14 protein-coding genes are annotated in these 12,929 nt (G+C 67.6%); 3 read left to right on the forward strand and 11 right to left on the reverse strand.

The window, feature by feature from the left end; genetic code table 11:
• Positions 1 to 29 precede the first annotated feature (29 nt).
• The 5 genes from copC to ABD05_RS24405 all read right to left on the reverse strand — a co-directional run bounded on the left by copC (position 30) and on the right by ABD05_RS24405 (position 4,008).
• Positions 30 to 395, reverse strand: coding sequence for a copper homeostasis periplasmic binding protein CopC (gene copC, locus ABD05_RS24380; RefSeq protein WP_047902597.1), 366 nt, complete (start codon positions 393 to 395; stop codon positions 30 to 32).
• Between the two features lie 300 nt (positions 396 to 695).
• Complete coding sequence (locus ABD05_RS24390; protein WP_047902599.1) at positions 696 to 1,073, reverse strand: DUF2946 domain-containing protein; 378 nt, start codon at positions 1,071 to 1,073, stop codon at positions 696 to 698.
• 92 nt (positions 1,074 to 1,165) lie between these two features.
• Complete coding sequence (locus tag ABD05_RS24395; RefSeq protein ID WP_047902600.1) at positions 1,166 to 1,660, reverse strand: SRPBCC family protein; 495 nt, start codon at positions 1,658 to 1,660, stop codon at positions 1,166 to 1,168.
• A gap of 58 nt (positions 1,661 to 1,718) precedes the next feature.
• Entirely contained in the window at positions 1,719 to 2,021 is a 303-nt protein-coding gene (locus ABD05_RS24400) for a 2Fe-2S iron-sulfur cluster-binding protein (RefSeq protein WP_046548459.1), read from the reverse strand.
• Positions 2,022 to 2,103: 82 nt separating this feature from the next.
• A complete protein-coding gene (locus tag ABD05_RS24405; RefSeq protein ID WP_047902601.1) occupies positions 2,104 to 4,008 on the reverse strand; it encodes a sigma-54-dependent Fis family transcriptional regulator in 1,905 nt (634 codons plus the stop codon).
• A 298-nt stretch (positions 4,009 to 4,306) separates the two neighbouring features.
• Between ABD05_RS24405 and ABD05_RS24410 the strand changes: the two genes are divergently transcribed.
• Together ABD05_RS24410 and ABD05_RS24415 are read left to right on the forward strand one after the other, a co-directional pair.
• Positions 4,307 to 4,582, forward strand: coding sequence for a DUF2964 family protein (locus tag ABD05_RS24410; RefSeq protein WP_238594115.1), 276 nt, complete (start codon positions 4,307 to 4,309; stop codon positions 4,580 to 4,582).
• Between the two features lie 240 nt (positions 4,583 to 4,822).
• Positions 4,823 to 5,110, forward strand: a complete 288-nt coding sequence (locus tag ABD05_RS24415; RefSeq protein WP_034180648.1) for a DUF1488 family protein — start codon at positions 4,823 to 4,825, stop codon at positions 5,108 to 5,110.
• Between the two features lie 242 nt (positions 5,111 to 5,352).
• On the opposite strand, the gene ABD05_RS24420 is transcribed toward ABD05_RS24415, so the two are convergent.
• Positions 5,353 to 6,654 carry an NCS2 family permease gene (locus ABD05_RS24420; protein ID WP_047902602.1) on the reverse strand — a complete coding sequence of 434 codons (1,302 nt, stop codon included), beginning with the start codon at positions 6,652 to 6,654 and terminating at the stop codon, positions 5,353 to 5,355.
• 758 nt (positions 6,655 to 7,412) lie between these two features.
• Between ABD05_RS24420 and ABD05_RS24425 the strand changes: the two genes are divergently transcribed.
• Complete coding sequence (locus ABD05_RS24425) at positions 7,413 to 7,691, forward strand: hypothetical protein (protein ID WP_047902603.1); 279 nt, start codon at positions 7,413 to 7,415, stop codon at positions 7,689 to 7,691.
• A 160-nt stretch (positions 7,692 to 7,851) separates the two neighbouring features.
• On the opposite strand, the gene ABD05_RS24430 is transcribed toward ABD05_RS24425, so the two are convergent.
• The 5 genes from ABD05_RS24430 to ABD05_RS24450 all read right to left on the reverse strand — a co-directional run bounded on the left by ABD05_RS24430 (position 7,852) and on the right by ABD05_RS24450 (position 12,515).
• The gene (locus tag ABD05_RS24430) at positions 7,852 to 8,226 is read right to left on the reverse strand and encodes a DUF2917 domain-containing protein (protein WP_047903772.1); all 375 of its coding nucleotides are present in this window, start codon (positions 8,224 to 8,226) and stop codon (positions 7,852 to 7,854) included.
• A gap of 250 nt (positions 8,227 to 8,476) precedes the next feature.
• Entirely contained in the window at positions 8,477 to 8,764 is a 288-nt protein-coding gene (locus tag ABD05_RS24435) for a hypothetical protein (RefSeq protein WP_047902604.1), read from the reverse strand.
• Between the two features lie 78 nt (positions 8,765 to 8,842).
• The gene (locus ABD05_RS24440; protein WP_047902605.1) at positions 8,843 to 9,748 is read right to left on the reverse strand and encodes a metal-dependent hydrolase; all 906 of its coding nucleotides are present in this window, start codon (positions 9,746 to 9,748) and stop codon (positions 8,843 to 8,845) included.
• Between the two features lie 34 nt (positions 9,749 to 9,782).
• Positions 9,783 to 11,570, reverse strand: coding sequence for an SDR family oxidoreductase (locus ABD05_RS24445; protein ID WP_047902606.1), 1,788 nt, complete (start codon positions 11,568 to 11,570; stop codon positions 9,783 to 9,785).
• 45 nt (positions 11,571 to 11,615) lie between these two features.
• A complete protein-coding gene (locus ABD05_RS24450; protein ID WP_047902607.1) occupies positions 11,616 to 12,515 on the reverse strand; it encodes a M24 family metallopeptidase in 900 nt (299 codons plus the stop codon).
• Positions 12,516 to 12,929: the final 414 nt, after the last annotated feature.

A 12,929-nucleotide genomic window follows, 5' to 3' on the forward strand; every position in this document is an offset into this window, starting at 1 on the left:
GTGCGGCATGCCGACGCGCATCGCGTGCATCACTTCAGCGTGAACGTGTAGCGGCCTTTCGTGCGATGGCCGTCGCTGGCTACCGCGATCCACGCGACCGTGTACGTGCCGGCCGTCAGGCTGGCCAGCGCGACGTGCATCCGCTTGCGGTTGCCGGCGTCGACGGCCGATTTCCCGTCGGCGACCGACTGCCCGTGGCTGTCGGTGACGGCGATCGAGCTGAAGGCCGGCTCGAGCGCTTCGCTGAAATCGATCGTGACTGCGTGCGGTGCGCTCGAAAGCGTGGCGTCGGCGGCCGGTACCCGCGACTTCGGGAGCGCGTGGGCCTGGGCGGCCTGGATGACGACGAAGCCGAGTGCGGCGAGTGCGCCGCGAACGAAAAGGGCGGTTTTCATGGCTGGTTGTGCGAGTGGCGAATCGGTTGGAGACACACGGATTCGACGGACGGATGCGCGAGCGGCATCGCAGCGGCACCGATGCCGGCTGCTGCCGGCGCGAACGTGTGCGGCCCGAGGTTCGCATGCGAGCGAAGATCGGCGACAGTGCGAACCGGAAGCGGCCAGCCGCACGCACGGCACGACGCCGCGCGCAATACGGTGAGACATGATCGTCCTTCGAAACGTGACACGTCACGCACGCCGGTGGCGTGCGCGGGCCGCGCGATGCACTACGGCATCACGCGTGACGACGACGGTTCAGGACGCGAACGGAGGGGCGCGCGGCTGCGCGGCCGTGAGCGGCAGCGCGCGGCGCAGGCTGTCGAAGCGGGTCGCTTCGCGGTGCTGGATGACGCGCACGTTGGCCGCGAACGTCAGTTCGGGCGCGGGCAGTGCGGGTGTGTGGGCAAGCAGGCTGCAATAGCCGCATGCCTGGAGGTGGGCCTGCAGGCTCTTCGGCGACGAATCGGCGGAGCGATCGCCGGTGGCCGGCGCGGCCGTACAGTAACCGGCCAGCAGTGCATCGACGCGGCCTTGCGTCGTCAGCGCCTGCGAGATCGTCGGCGCGAGCGCCGTCATCAGGATGGCGAGCATCCCGATCAGACTGCCGATCTTCCGGAGACGACGACTCAGCATGCGATGCGCGGCGGCGTATGGGCGACGATGGTGCGGATTATGCCACGCACGTCGATCCGCATGTCGGCAGCGGCGTGCGGCATCGCGGCACGTTACGCGTGCTTCTCCAGATATTTCGTGATCAGCGTCATCTGCGCGGCCCAGCCCTGATCGTTCATCTCGCGCGCTTTCGCGCGACGCGCTTCGATCAACTGGTCGAAGCCCGTTTCCGTGACCGTCAGCAGCGTGCCGCCGGCCTGTGCGGCGAGCGTGAACGTGACGAGCGTCATCGGCTCGGACGTGTAATCGAAGTTCGGATCGATCGCGAACGGATGCCAGCGAAACGAGAACAGTTGCTTCGGCTCAACGCGATCGACGACGATTTCGAACACAGTGCCCGCATAGGGTTCCTGTGCCTTGGCGACGTCGTCGTCGACGCGCGTCGGCGTGATGCGGCCGAACAGCGGCTGGTCGGCCGCGAACGGTCCGTCGAACGCGACGCCGAACCAGTGGCCGAATTCCCCGGAATTGCTGACGGCTTCCCAGGCGCGGTCGGGCGATGCCGAGAGCAGGGTCTGCTTTTCGATGCGATCGGTTTGCTGGGTCATGACGTTCTCCACGCAGGATCAACCGTTGCAGGACGGCGCGCGTGACCGCACGCCGCGTCTAGTCGAGCATGACCGCGTCGGGCACGTCGAGCACGAGGTCCGACGTCGCGACGGCCACGCACGGCAGCGTATAGCCGTCGGCCTTTTCCTCGCGGCTCAGCCCCGGCCATTCGATCGTGTAGCGTACGCTGCCGCTGACGATCCGGCAAAGGCAGCTTCGGCACGTGCCGTTGCGGCACGAGCGCGGCAGCGATACGTGCGCGAACGCGGCGGCCTCGAGCAGCGTCAGCGAGTCGGGCGCATCGAAGGTCGCGCCGAGCGGCTCGATGCGCACGAGGGGAGGGTGTTCCGGATCGGTCATGGTTGAAGCGGGCGGCGGTTCGGCGGCAACGCGCCAAGCATACCCGAAGCCGCTTGCGGCCGGCGCCGGCCGGCCGCGGGCGTCAATGCCGGCGCAGGTACCGGTACACGGTATTGCGCGCGAGGCCGAGCTCGCGCGCGGCCGCCGACACGTTGCCGCCGTGCCGCGCGAGCACCGCGTCGATCACCGCGGCCTGGTGGCTTTGCAGCGTCGTGCCTTCGCGCGGGTCGGCCGGTGCGGTCGTAGCCGTTGCAGCAGGTACCGCCGGCGCATCGTCGCAGTCGAGCCAGAAATCGTCGGGCAAATGCGCGAGCGTGATTTCGGCTTCGTCCTCGGCGAGCATGCCGGCCGTGCGCAGCACGTTGGTCATCTGCCGCAGGTTGCCGGGCCAGCGGTGACGCGTGAACGCGTCGAGCACGTCGGCCGCGATGCGGCGCGGCATCGGCTCGCTGCGGGCGAGCCGCGCCAGAATCCGCTCGACGAGCGCGGGCAGGTCGGTGCGCGCGGCGAGCGCCGGCAGCGTGACCGCGAGCCCGTTGATCCGGTAGAACAGGTCTTCGCGGAACGTGCCTTCCGCGATCATCGCGCGCAGGTCGCGATGGGTCGCGCAGACCACGCGCACGTCGACCGGCACCGCGCGCGCGCCGCCGAGCGGCATCACTGCGCGCTCCTGCAGCACGCGCATCAGCCTGACCTGCTGCGCGAGCGGCATATCGCCGATCTCGTCGAGAAACAGCGTGCCGCCGTCGGCCTGCACGATCTTGCCGGGGCTGCCGCGCTTGCGCGCGCCGGTGAACGCGCCATCTTCATAGCCGAACAGTTCGGCCTCGATCAGCGAATCGGGCAGCGCCGCGCAGTTGACCGCGACGAACGGGCCGTCCGCGCGCGGCGACGCCTGGTGCAGCGCGCGGGCGAGCCATTCCTTGCCGGTGCCGGTCTGGCCGAGGATCAGCAGCGGCAGGTCGCGCCCGCGGATCTTCGCGACGCGTTCGAGCACGGCGGCCATGCGCGCGTCGCCGGTGTCGAGCGTCGCGAACGTGATCGCGTCGGGGTCCGGCGCGCGCACGCGTGCGGCCGGTGCGGGCGGCGTGACGGCGACCGTCGCCCGCTGCGCTTCCGCGAATTCGCAGCGCGCGAGCACGCGTACGCCGGTGGACAGCGTGAGGCGGAACATCGCGCCGGGCGCGCGCGCCGCCTGCTGCGCGAGTTCGCCGAAGCGCATGCCGAACAGCGCGTCGCTGCGTTGATGCTGCAATGCATCGAACGGCGCGCCGAGCTGGAATTGTGCGCTGCGGTTCGCGGCGATCAGCCCGCCGTCGGGGCCGAATGCGACGAGCCCGGCGAACAATGAGTCGACGCAATCCTCGTGCGCGTGAAAGCGCAGCCGCAACGCGTCCGCGCACTGGTTCGCGAACAGATGGTTTTCGATCAGCTGCGCGGACATCCGCACGAGCGCGAGCGTATGCGGGCTCGAGCCGCGCGGGTCGCCGCTGACGTCGAGCGTGCCGAGCGTGCGGCCGAACGGATCGAAGATCGGCGCGCACGAGCAGGTGAGGATGTGATTGGCGCGCAGGAAGTGTTCGGCGCCGTGCACGGCGACGGCCTGGCCCGATGCGAGCGCGGTGCCGATCGCGTTGGTGCCGCGCGCGCCTTCGGCCCACGAGACGCCCGTACACAGCGCGACGCGGTTGGCTTTCTCGATGAAGTCCGCGTCGCCGATGCTGTGCAGGATCACGCCGTCGGCGTCGGTCAGCAGCACGAGGCTTTGCGTATCGGCGATTTGCGCGTGGAGGTTCTCCATCACCGGGCGGGCGTGCGAGAACAGTGCGTGATTCGTGTCGAGCAGTTCGCGCAGCGCGATGCGCGACAGCGGCGAGAAATCGGGGCGCTCGTGCGCGCGCAGGCCGACCGCGGTCGAACGCGCATGCGCCTGCGCGAGCAGGTCGGTGCGACCCGCGGTGGCGGGCAGCACGAAGGGGTGCGGCATGACTTGTCTCCTGTCGACCAGAGTTAGCGCTTCAGCGCTTACTCTGGTCCCATGCTTCGCGGTCGGCCTCGGTCAGCGCTTCAGCGCTCACTCGGGCCCCATGCTCGTCGATCGGTCGATCCTGTGCGTCGTTACATGCCGAAGCGCCATCACCGAAACCACCCGCGGACTCCACGTTCCGCTTGCGGCGCACCATCGGGCACGAAGGCCGACCATCCGGGTACGCATCATCATACAAGCGCGACGTGCGATATGCGACCGCGAACAAAATCCCCTTGCTTTTAAATGGCCGCATGCAATGATGGAAATGGAGCACGCACGCGCCGTGTTCCGCATTGCAACACGCATGCGACGTGACATGCATCCGTTCGGGAGACGCATCATGGTTCGGACGGAACTGAGAGTCGTGCTGGCGGCCATCGCCACCTTCATCATGCTGGGCGGCATTGCCGTGGCGATCCACGGTTTGCTGTTCGATCTGACCGATGCGGTGCTATACGGGGCGGCCGCGATTGCGGCGGGCGTCACGACAGCCGCGGTCGCGCTCAACGTCTGGCCCACCGATCCGCACTGACACCCGTTTCCGAAACGGTGCCGGATGCCGCGCTGATCTGATGAAATGCGCGTCGGAACGCCGCACACCGGAAAATTTGTCTCCTGCGCGAAACCGTCTAAAGTGGAAAGCAACCAGCATGCATTGTCCGCGCCATACCTCCGTGGACGGTGCCTCCGCTGGCGAGCCCGCGTACATTTCGTCCGGCCGGTAGCGGACGACGGACGCGGTCATTCGTGTTCTACCGGTCGAGGCGGCTTCATGCAGATCCATTTCACGAACGAGAAGCCTGAATATTCGGGGCGCGACCTGATGCTTGGGTTCACCGCGCTGGTCAATGGCGAGCGCGTCCAATGTCAGATCACCGCCGAGGCGCTGGAAGACCACTTCGGCGCGGCATCGCCGCGTTTCGAGGATATGGTCGGCGCATTCGACCAGCACCGCGATCGCATCGAGGCGGCTGCTCGGCGCCTGCTGTCGGAGACGCGCGCGCAATGCGTGACGCTGCGCAGCGGTTACGTTCGCTTCTACGAGGCGAACTGGCGCTGACGAAACGACGCTCGTCTTGCGTCGCGCGTCGCTGACAATGCGCGCGCGGAAAGACGTCGCGTGTTCAAGCAATGCCGTTCGGCGAGGGCCGGGCGGCATTTTCGTATGCGCGCCGCGCCGGCTGCGCATGCGTCGGCATGACCGGACGCGTCATTTCGTCAGGATCGCAGAAGAGATCATTCGAAAAAAAACGCCACCCGAAGGTGGCGTTTCTCGTCGTGCATCGCGCCGAAGCGCGTCCGTCATTCGCTGCCGAGATAGAAGTAGCGGAACAGGAACACGGCCGCGATGATCCACACGATCGGCTTGACCGTGCGGGCCTGGCCCGTCAGCAGCTTGAGGCCGCCGTACGCGATGAAGCCGAACGCGACACCGTTCGCGATCGAGTACGTGAACGGCATCAGCAGCGCGGTCAGCGCGGCCGGCACGGCTTCCGTCGCATCGTCCCAGGGCACATCGACCATCTCGCGCAGCATCAGGCACGACACGTACAGCAGCGCCGGTGCCGTTGCGTAGCCCGGCACGACGCCGGCGAGCGGCGCGATGAACAGGCACGCGAGGAACAGCACCGCGACGGTGATCGCCGTCATGCCCGTGCGGCCGCCGGCCTGCACGCCCGATGCGCTTTCGATATACGCGGTGGTCGACGACGTGCCGAGCACCGAGCCCGCGACGATCGCCGTGCTGTCGGCGAGCAGCGCCTTGTTCAGGCGGTTCATCTTGCCTTCGACGAGCAGGCCCGCGCGGTTCGCGACGCCCATCAGCGTGCCGGTCGCGTCGAACAGCTCGACGAGGAAGAACACCAGGATCACGTTGATGATGCCGGTGGACAGCGCGGCGCCGATGTCGAGCTTGAACAGCGTCGCGTCGATCGACGGCGGCGCGGAGAACACGCCGTGGAACTGGTTGTCGCCGAAGAAGAACGACAGGATCGTGACGCCGATGATGCCGATCAGGATCGCGCCGCGCACGCGCAGGTGGTCGAGCGTGACGATCGTGAAGAAGCCGACGATCGCGAGGATCGTGTCGTGCTTGTGGAGGTCGCCGAGCGTGACGAGCGTGGCCGGGCTGCCGACGATCACGCCCGACGTCTTCAGCGAGATGATGCCGAGGAACAGGCCGATGCCGGCCGTGATCGAGATCCGCAGCGATTTCGGAATGCCGTTGACGATCGCCTCGCGCACGCGGAACAGCGTGACGAGCAGGAACAGGCAGCCGGAGATGAATACCGCGCCGAGCGCGGCCTGCCACGTGAAGCCCATCCCCTTGACGACGGTGTATGCGAAATACGCGTTCAGGCCCATGCCGGGCGCGCACGCGATCGGGTAGTTCGCGTACAGCCCCATGATGATCGACGCCAGCGCCGCGACGAGGCAGGTCGCGACGAACACGGATTCCTTCGGCATGCCGGCGTCGCCGAGGATCGCGGGGTTGACGAAGATGATGTAGGCCATCGTCAGGAACGTGGTGACGCCCGCGAGTATTTCGGTGCGGAAGTCGGTGCCGGCTTCAGCGAAGCCGAAATACCGCTTGATGGATTCCATTAGGGCGTTTCTCCGGTCGGGTTGTCGTGTTGCTTGTTGTGCCGAATTGTTGTAAAGGCAGCGGCCGGCTTAATGTAACCAGCCACTATTGCCCGGCTATCGGCGGATTGTAATAGCGCGGATAGCTCGGACGATATAGTTGGAGGGCACGATCGGCTGCCTGCGCGCGAACGGTCTGGCAGCCCGGTCGCGCGACGAAGGCGCGCATTTTACCGGTTCGGGCGGAACGGGCAGGCGGAAAGGGTAAAAACGGGAGCGTGACGAACCGGCGGGGCCGGCCGATGCGTGCGCAACGGCACGCGGGCCGCATTGCGCGCGGCCGGTACGCGATGACATTCGACTGAAACGGAGCGCCCGCATGCTGCACGAACACGGTGCCGGCATCGCGTGCGCGCGAACGCGCGTGCGTGGCCGGTGCGAGAGCGCAGCGGCGTGCAGCGGCCATTCGTCAGTCCAGGCGGTTGCAGATATCGAGCTATCCTGCGCCGAAGCCGTTCCGTCCGCAACTGTCATTTGGCGATGCGCGGGCGACTGTGGTTTCTGTGTAAAAGATTGCAAGACCCCATCGCATAAACCGGCAAGTCTTTCTAGGATAGATACACCGCGCATGCACACGCCGGCCGGTAATTGCCGACGCGGGGGAGTCGCAGTCCGTGCAGGCCAGGCGGTGAATGGCGGTCAAGGCCGTTGCGCGTTCGGGCAGGCACGGCCGATTGCGATTGCCCGATGCGGGTTCGTCCGTAATCACGGAGGTCAGCATGTTGAACTGGATCAGCCGTTGGGCGATGCGACACGCCCCCACGCCGGAAAAAACCGCTGCGTCGATGCTCGTGACGGCGCGCATGGAACTGTTCGCAGCCGAACAGCGCGTCATCGATGCGAAATTACAGGCGGATTACTGGCGCACACGTGTGTCATTCCTCGAGGAGGTGCAGAAGCAGGGCATCGATCCGTGGGTGACCTCGCAGGCATCGCAACGCCCCGAGCTCGATTCGACTCCCCGAAGCACGGGCCCGCGTCTCGCCGCCAGCACCTGATGCACGTGCTGCATCCAGTAGCTGCGCACGGCGCGCGATCGCTCGCGGCACGCACTGGCGTGCCGCGTCATTCGAAGCGCACCTGCGGCGCGTTGCGCCGCGGGTGCGTCCGTTTCCGGTCACGGCCGTTCCGCGTCTCGCGTGCGTGACCACGCGTCAATCATCCACTCCTTCTCCATACCCCGACGAGCAAACGTTGCACTTGCGCGAGCGTGCGCTTGAAGCGCTCGCCGCGCCGCACGTAGGCGGTCGTGATCGTTGCTTCGGCCGCTCGGTCGGCATCGGTGCCGAGCCAGATGCGCTCGCCGCGTGCGATGCGCAGCACGTCGCCGGGCTGCACCCAGTAATCGTCGACGCTCGGCGGGCGCGTAATCCACAGCGCCGCGCCGTGCGCGCGGATCTCCGCGTCTTGCGGCGCGCGCCAGGTCATCGTCGTGCGCGGCGCGACCGCGAAACGGATCACGACAGTCGGTAACGCGATCGTGCCGGCGCGGCGCCGATCGGGACGGTCAAACAGCTGGCTTGCCTGGTCCATCGTCTTCTCCATTCAGTGAGCCGGACGGATGACGCGCACCAGAACAAAAAGGCCTCATCCGTTTCCGGCGAGGCCTTGTGTGACATGCGGTACTGCTCGATTGCTAACGCACAAGCGCCTCCCGTGATCCATTCTTTCGAATGTTCACCGGGCAATGATTCGCGATGGCGATGAGCTTGAACGTAGGCATGCGAACGAGTTTGTCGTGGCAGCGCGGCGCTGTCAACGATATTTTCGAGATACGTGGCGGTTACGCGTCGCGTTGCGCGAGACCGTTCACGAGCAGTTCGGACAGCAGGCCCGTCATCCCTTCGGGATGCGTGGCTGCGCGTGCCTTGAGCTGTTCGACGAGCTCGGCGTTGAGCTTGCACGCGAACGGCACGAGCCCCTGTTCCTGGTCGAGCTTGCGCTGCGCACGGCGGTCGAGCTTTGCCGCGTCCTCGGCGCCCTTGCCGAAACGGGCGGCGCCCGACTGCTTCATCGCTTGCGTCAGCTTGAGCGCCTTGTTCTTTTCGAGATCGGTTTTCTTCATGGCCATCGCGGCACCTCCGGGAAATGAAGCCGCGATTGTACGCATTTCGGCGGGCGCCGCCCGCCGCGCTCGCCAGAAACCCGGTTACGCGCCCTTCGTCGTGCCCCAGTTGCCGCCGTGCGCGGCCGCCTGCGCGGCCGGCGAGCGCGCGAGGTATTCGAGCGCCTGTTCGGTCGAGCCTTCGTGGTGCGGCGTGTAGCTTGGCTTGAAATAGCGCAGCGCAGCGCCGATCACCTTCCAGAACGACGGCAGGTGCCCGCGCCGCGAACCCTGCCACCACGCGAGCACGAAGCCCGGGTAGCGGCCGGCGTCCGGGTCGCGCCGGTACATGAACTTCGCGCCGGTCGTGATGTAGTAGAGCAGCAGCAGGATCACGAACGCCATGTGCACGCAGCGTTCCGGATAGGTGCCGCCCAGGTGCCGGTAGATGTCGAACGCGACGGTGCGGTGCTCGACTTCCTCGGCGCCGTGCCAGCGCAGTAGGTCGACCATCGTCGGGTCGGCCTTGCCTTCGTCGAGCCCGTGCGCGTTGAGCACCCAGTTGCCGAGATAGCCGAAGAAGTGCTCGAGCGATGCGATCACCGCGAGCTGCTGCCGCAGCCAGAAGCGCGTATGGCCGATCTTCAGCCCGAGCGGCTGTTCGCCGAGCACGCGCGTGAACAGCCGGTTGAGCTTCTGCGTGAACGGCTTCGTGTCGATCCCGTGCCGGTCGTAGTAGTGCTTGAGCACGCCGCCGTGCGAACGCGAATGCACGGCTTCCTGCCGCAGGAAGCCTTCGGCCTCGTCGCGCAGGCGCGCATCGGCGATCAGCGGCAGCGCCTTGTTGTACACGCGGCAGAACCACAGCTCGCCTTCCGGGAACAGCAGGTTCAGCGTGTTGATGATGTGGGTGCTGCCCGGATCGTTCGGCACCCAAGTGATCGGCGTGTCGCTGAAGTCGAACTTCACGTGCCGGGCCTTGATCTTGTGGTAGTCGGCGGTAGCGGTCATTTGTGTCTGTCTCCCTGTGCGGCGTCATGCGCCGTCAATGCGATGCCATGCTGACGCGGGCGATCATCCGGCCGAGCCACGGCATGAAGCGGCCGACGAAGCGCATCGCGTGCGCTTCGCCGCCGACCGCGACGACGGGGCGGTTGCGCAGCACGCCGTCGACCATCGCCTTCGCGACGGTTTCGGGTGTCAGGCCGCGCATCTGGTACAGCTTCGTCGCGCGCTTGCGCAGCCGCGCTTCGTCCTGCGCGTTGGCGCCCGCGTATTGCGTCGACGCCATGATTCCGGTTTCCGCGAAGCCGGGGCACACGGCCGTCACGCCGATGCCTTGCTCCGCGAGTTCCGCGCGCATGCATTCGCTGAGCATCAGCACGGCGGCCTTCGTCGTCGCATACGCGGGCAGGTCGCGCGACGGCCCGAACGCGGCGGCCGACGCGGTGTTGACGATGTGGCCGCCGGTGCCGCGCGCGGCCATCTGCTGCGCGAACAGTCGCGAGCCGTGGATCACGCCCCACAGGTTCACGTGCAGGATGCGCTCCCAGTGCCGCGTGCTCGTGTCGAGGATGCCGCCGGCCATGCCGATGCCGGCGTTGTTGATCACGACGTCCGCGCCGCCGAGTTCGCTGCCGACCCATGCGGCGAGCGCTTCCATTTCGTCGGCGGACCCGACGTCGACGCGTTTCGCATGCGCCTGCGCACCGGTCAACCCGATCAGCAGCGCGGTGCGCTCGGCGCTCGCGACGTCGATGTCGCACGCGACGACCGTCGCGCCTTCGCGTGCGAACGCGAGGGCCGCGCAGCGGCCGATGCCGCTGCCCGCGCCGGTGACGACCGCGACCTTGCCGCTGAAGCGCCCGCTGGTTGCGCGGCGGCGCGCGTTCGCGAGCGCGGGCGGTTCGGTGCCCGCTTCGACTGCGTCGATCAATTGCCCGGCGAGATCCGCGAAGCGCGCGGGATCGGCGAGCGGCAGCCAGTGGCCGGCCGCGACCTCGCGCCGGTAGTACTGCGGCACCCAGCGCGACAGGTTCTCGGACAGCGCGGGGCTCACGTACTTGTCGCCGAGCGGCACGATCGTCTGCACGGGCGCATGCGCGTAGCGTTCGCGCGGCGCGAACAGGCAGCGGATGAAGTTTGCGCGATAGAGGCGCACGCCGCGCGCGCCGTCGTCGGCCTGCGTCGCGCGCGGCGCGGCGGGCGTCTTTTCGAGCCGGCGCAGCAGGCGCGGCCATGTGCGGCCGAGCCACAGCCGCCAGCCGAGCTCGGGGATGAACGGCAGGTGGAACAGGTACACGTACCACGACCGCACGAGCTGGCCGCCGAGCTTGGCCAGCGACGCGGGCGCGGGGTGCAGCACGCGTTCGCGCAGCCAGAAGCCGACGTGGTCGAGGCACGGCCCCGAGCATGACGTGTACGACGCGATGCGGCCGGAAAGGCGCGGATCGGTGACGAATTCCCAGCCCTGGATCGAGCCCCAGTCGTGCGCGATCAGGTGCACGGCGCGGCCGGGGCAGAGCGCGTCGATCACCGCGACGAAATCGTCGGTCAGCTTCGCGAGGTGATAGTCGGCCGTGCGCTTCGGCACGCCGGACAGGCCCGCGCCGCGCACGTCGTACGCGATCACGTAGTGCTTGCGCGCGAGCAGCGGCGCGACGTGCTGCCAGACGCTGCTGTCGTCGGGATAGCCGTGCACGAGCACGACCGGCGAACGGGCCGGGTCGCCCCAGGTCTTGACCGCGAGCGTCAGGTCGCCGGAGGCGACCGCCGTCTCGCCATGAGCCGATTCGAACAGGGCCAGCGGCGCTTCGTCGGAAAGAGGCTGCATCGTGAGTCCGTCGTTCAGGGATTCGGGAAGAAAGGCGTGGGCACGTCAGGCGGCGGCCGGCACGGTCGCGACGGCCTGTGCGCGTTCGGCCTGGCGGCGCTGCCAGCGGCGCACGTGCGGCAGGTCGTTGTCGAGCCAGTACGCGTCGTCTTCGGTGATCACGAGCAGTTCCTCGAATTTCGCGCCGACGCCGGCGAAGCCGAGATGCGGCTCGACGGCCCACAGGCCCGGCACGGGCGCATGCTCGGAGCGGCGGTCGATCGACCACAGCGGCGACCAGCCCTGCTGCTTCGCCGCGCGGCCCTGGTCGAGCAGCAGGTTGCGCGTCGCGTTCAGCCCGAAACGCGCGACGAAGCGCGGCTTCGACAGCTTGTGGATCTTCGCGACGCGATGCGCGAGCACCTTGAACGGATAGGCCTTGTGGCGCGGCTCGACGCCCTGGCGGCGGCACAGCGCGTCGACTTCCTGCGCGACCTCGGCCATCGGCCGGCGCGCCTTCACGAGCCGCACGATCATGTCGCGGTGGTCCATCAGGTCGTCCTGCAACTGCTCGAGGATCGGGTTCTCGCCGAGGCAGTGCGCGTAGCCGACGTCGGCCACGATGCCGTCGAGCACGGGCGCGACGTCGAGGATCACCGGCATGTCGGTCTCGAGCTGCCGGCTGCTCGGGAAGAACGCGAGATTGAAGCCGCCCATGTGCTTGAGGCCCGAGAAGCCCTCGAACGCGGTGCGGTCGCCGAACCACGCGAACGGCTTGTGCAGCCAGTCGTGCACGCCGTTGTCCTGCAGCCATTCGGTCAGCAGGCGCGCGGCTTCCTTTTCGGTGATGCCGGGGTAGAGCATCGCGCCGACGGTTTCGACACAGCGGTAGGCAAGCTGCTGGACCGCGCGGAATTGCGGCAGCTCGTCGAGGTGGACTTCCGGCAGCGGGTGGTGGTCGGCCATGATGCGTCTCCATATGTCGGCCGGAGTGGGCGCTTCGGCGCTTGTCGACCGGTGTTGGTGCTTCAGCACTGACTCCGGTCCCACGCAAAGCGCGCTACGGACCTGTGCAAAGCGGGGCGCTGATCCGGAATGCATTCGCGGTGTTCCCGTCGCGGATTATCCAGTCAGCATTTAATGTGCCATTGAGCGATGTAATGATAATAGCTGGTTCGACGTGGCGCGCTAGCCCCCGGGGGGGAGGATTTGTCCTAATGAAGGGCCGAAATGGAGTGGAGACTCTAGGTTTCCGGAGGTTGGGGCCGGATGACCGTCGGCGCGCATGTGTACGGATCGGGGCGCCGGCCGGAGGTTGCCTCACGGGCGGGCCCAGCGCCGGCCCGGATGGCCGCGCGTACAGCCGCCATGTGACGACCC

Source organism: Burkholderia pyrrocinia (assembly GCF_001028665.1).
Classification (GTDB): Bacteria; Pseudomonadota; Gammaproteobacteria; order Burkholderiales; family Burkholderiaceae; genus Burkholderia; species Burkholderia pyrrocinia.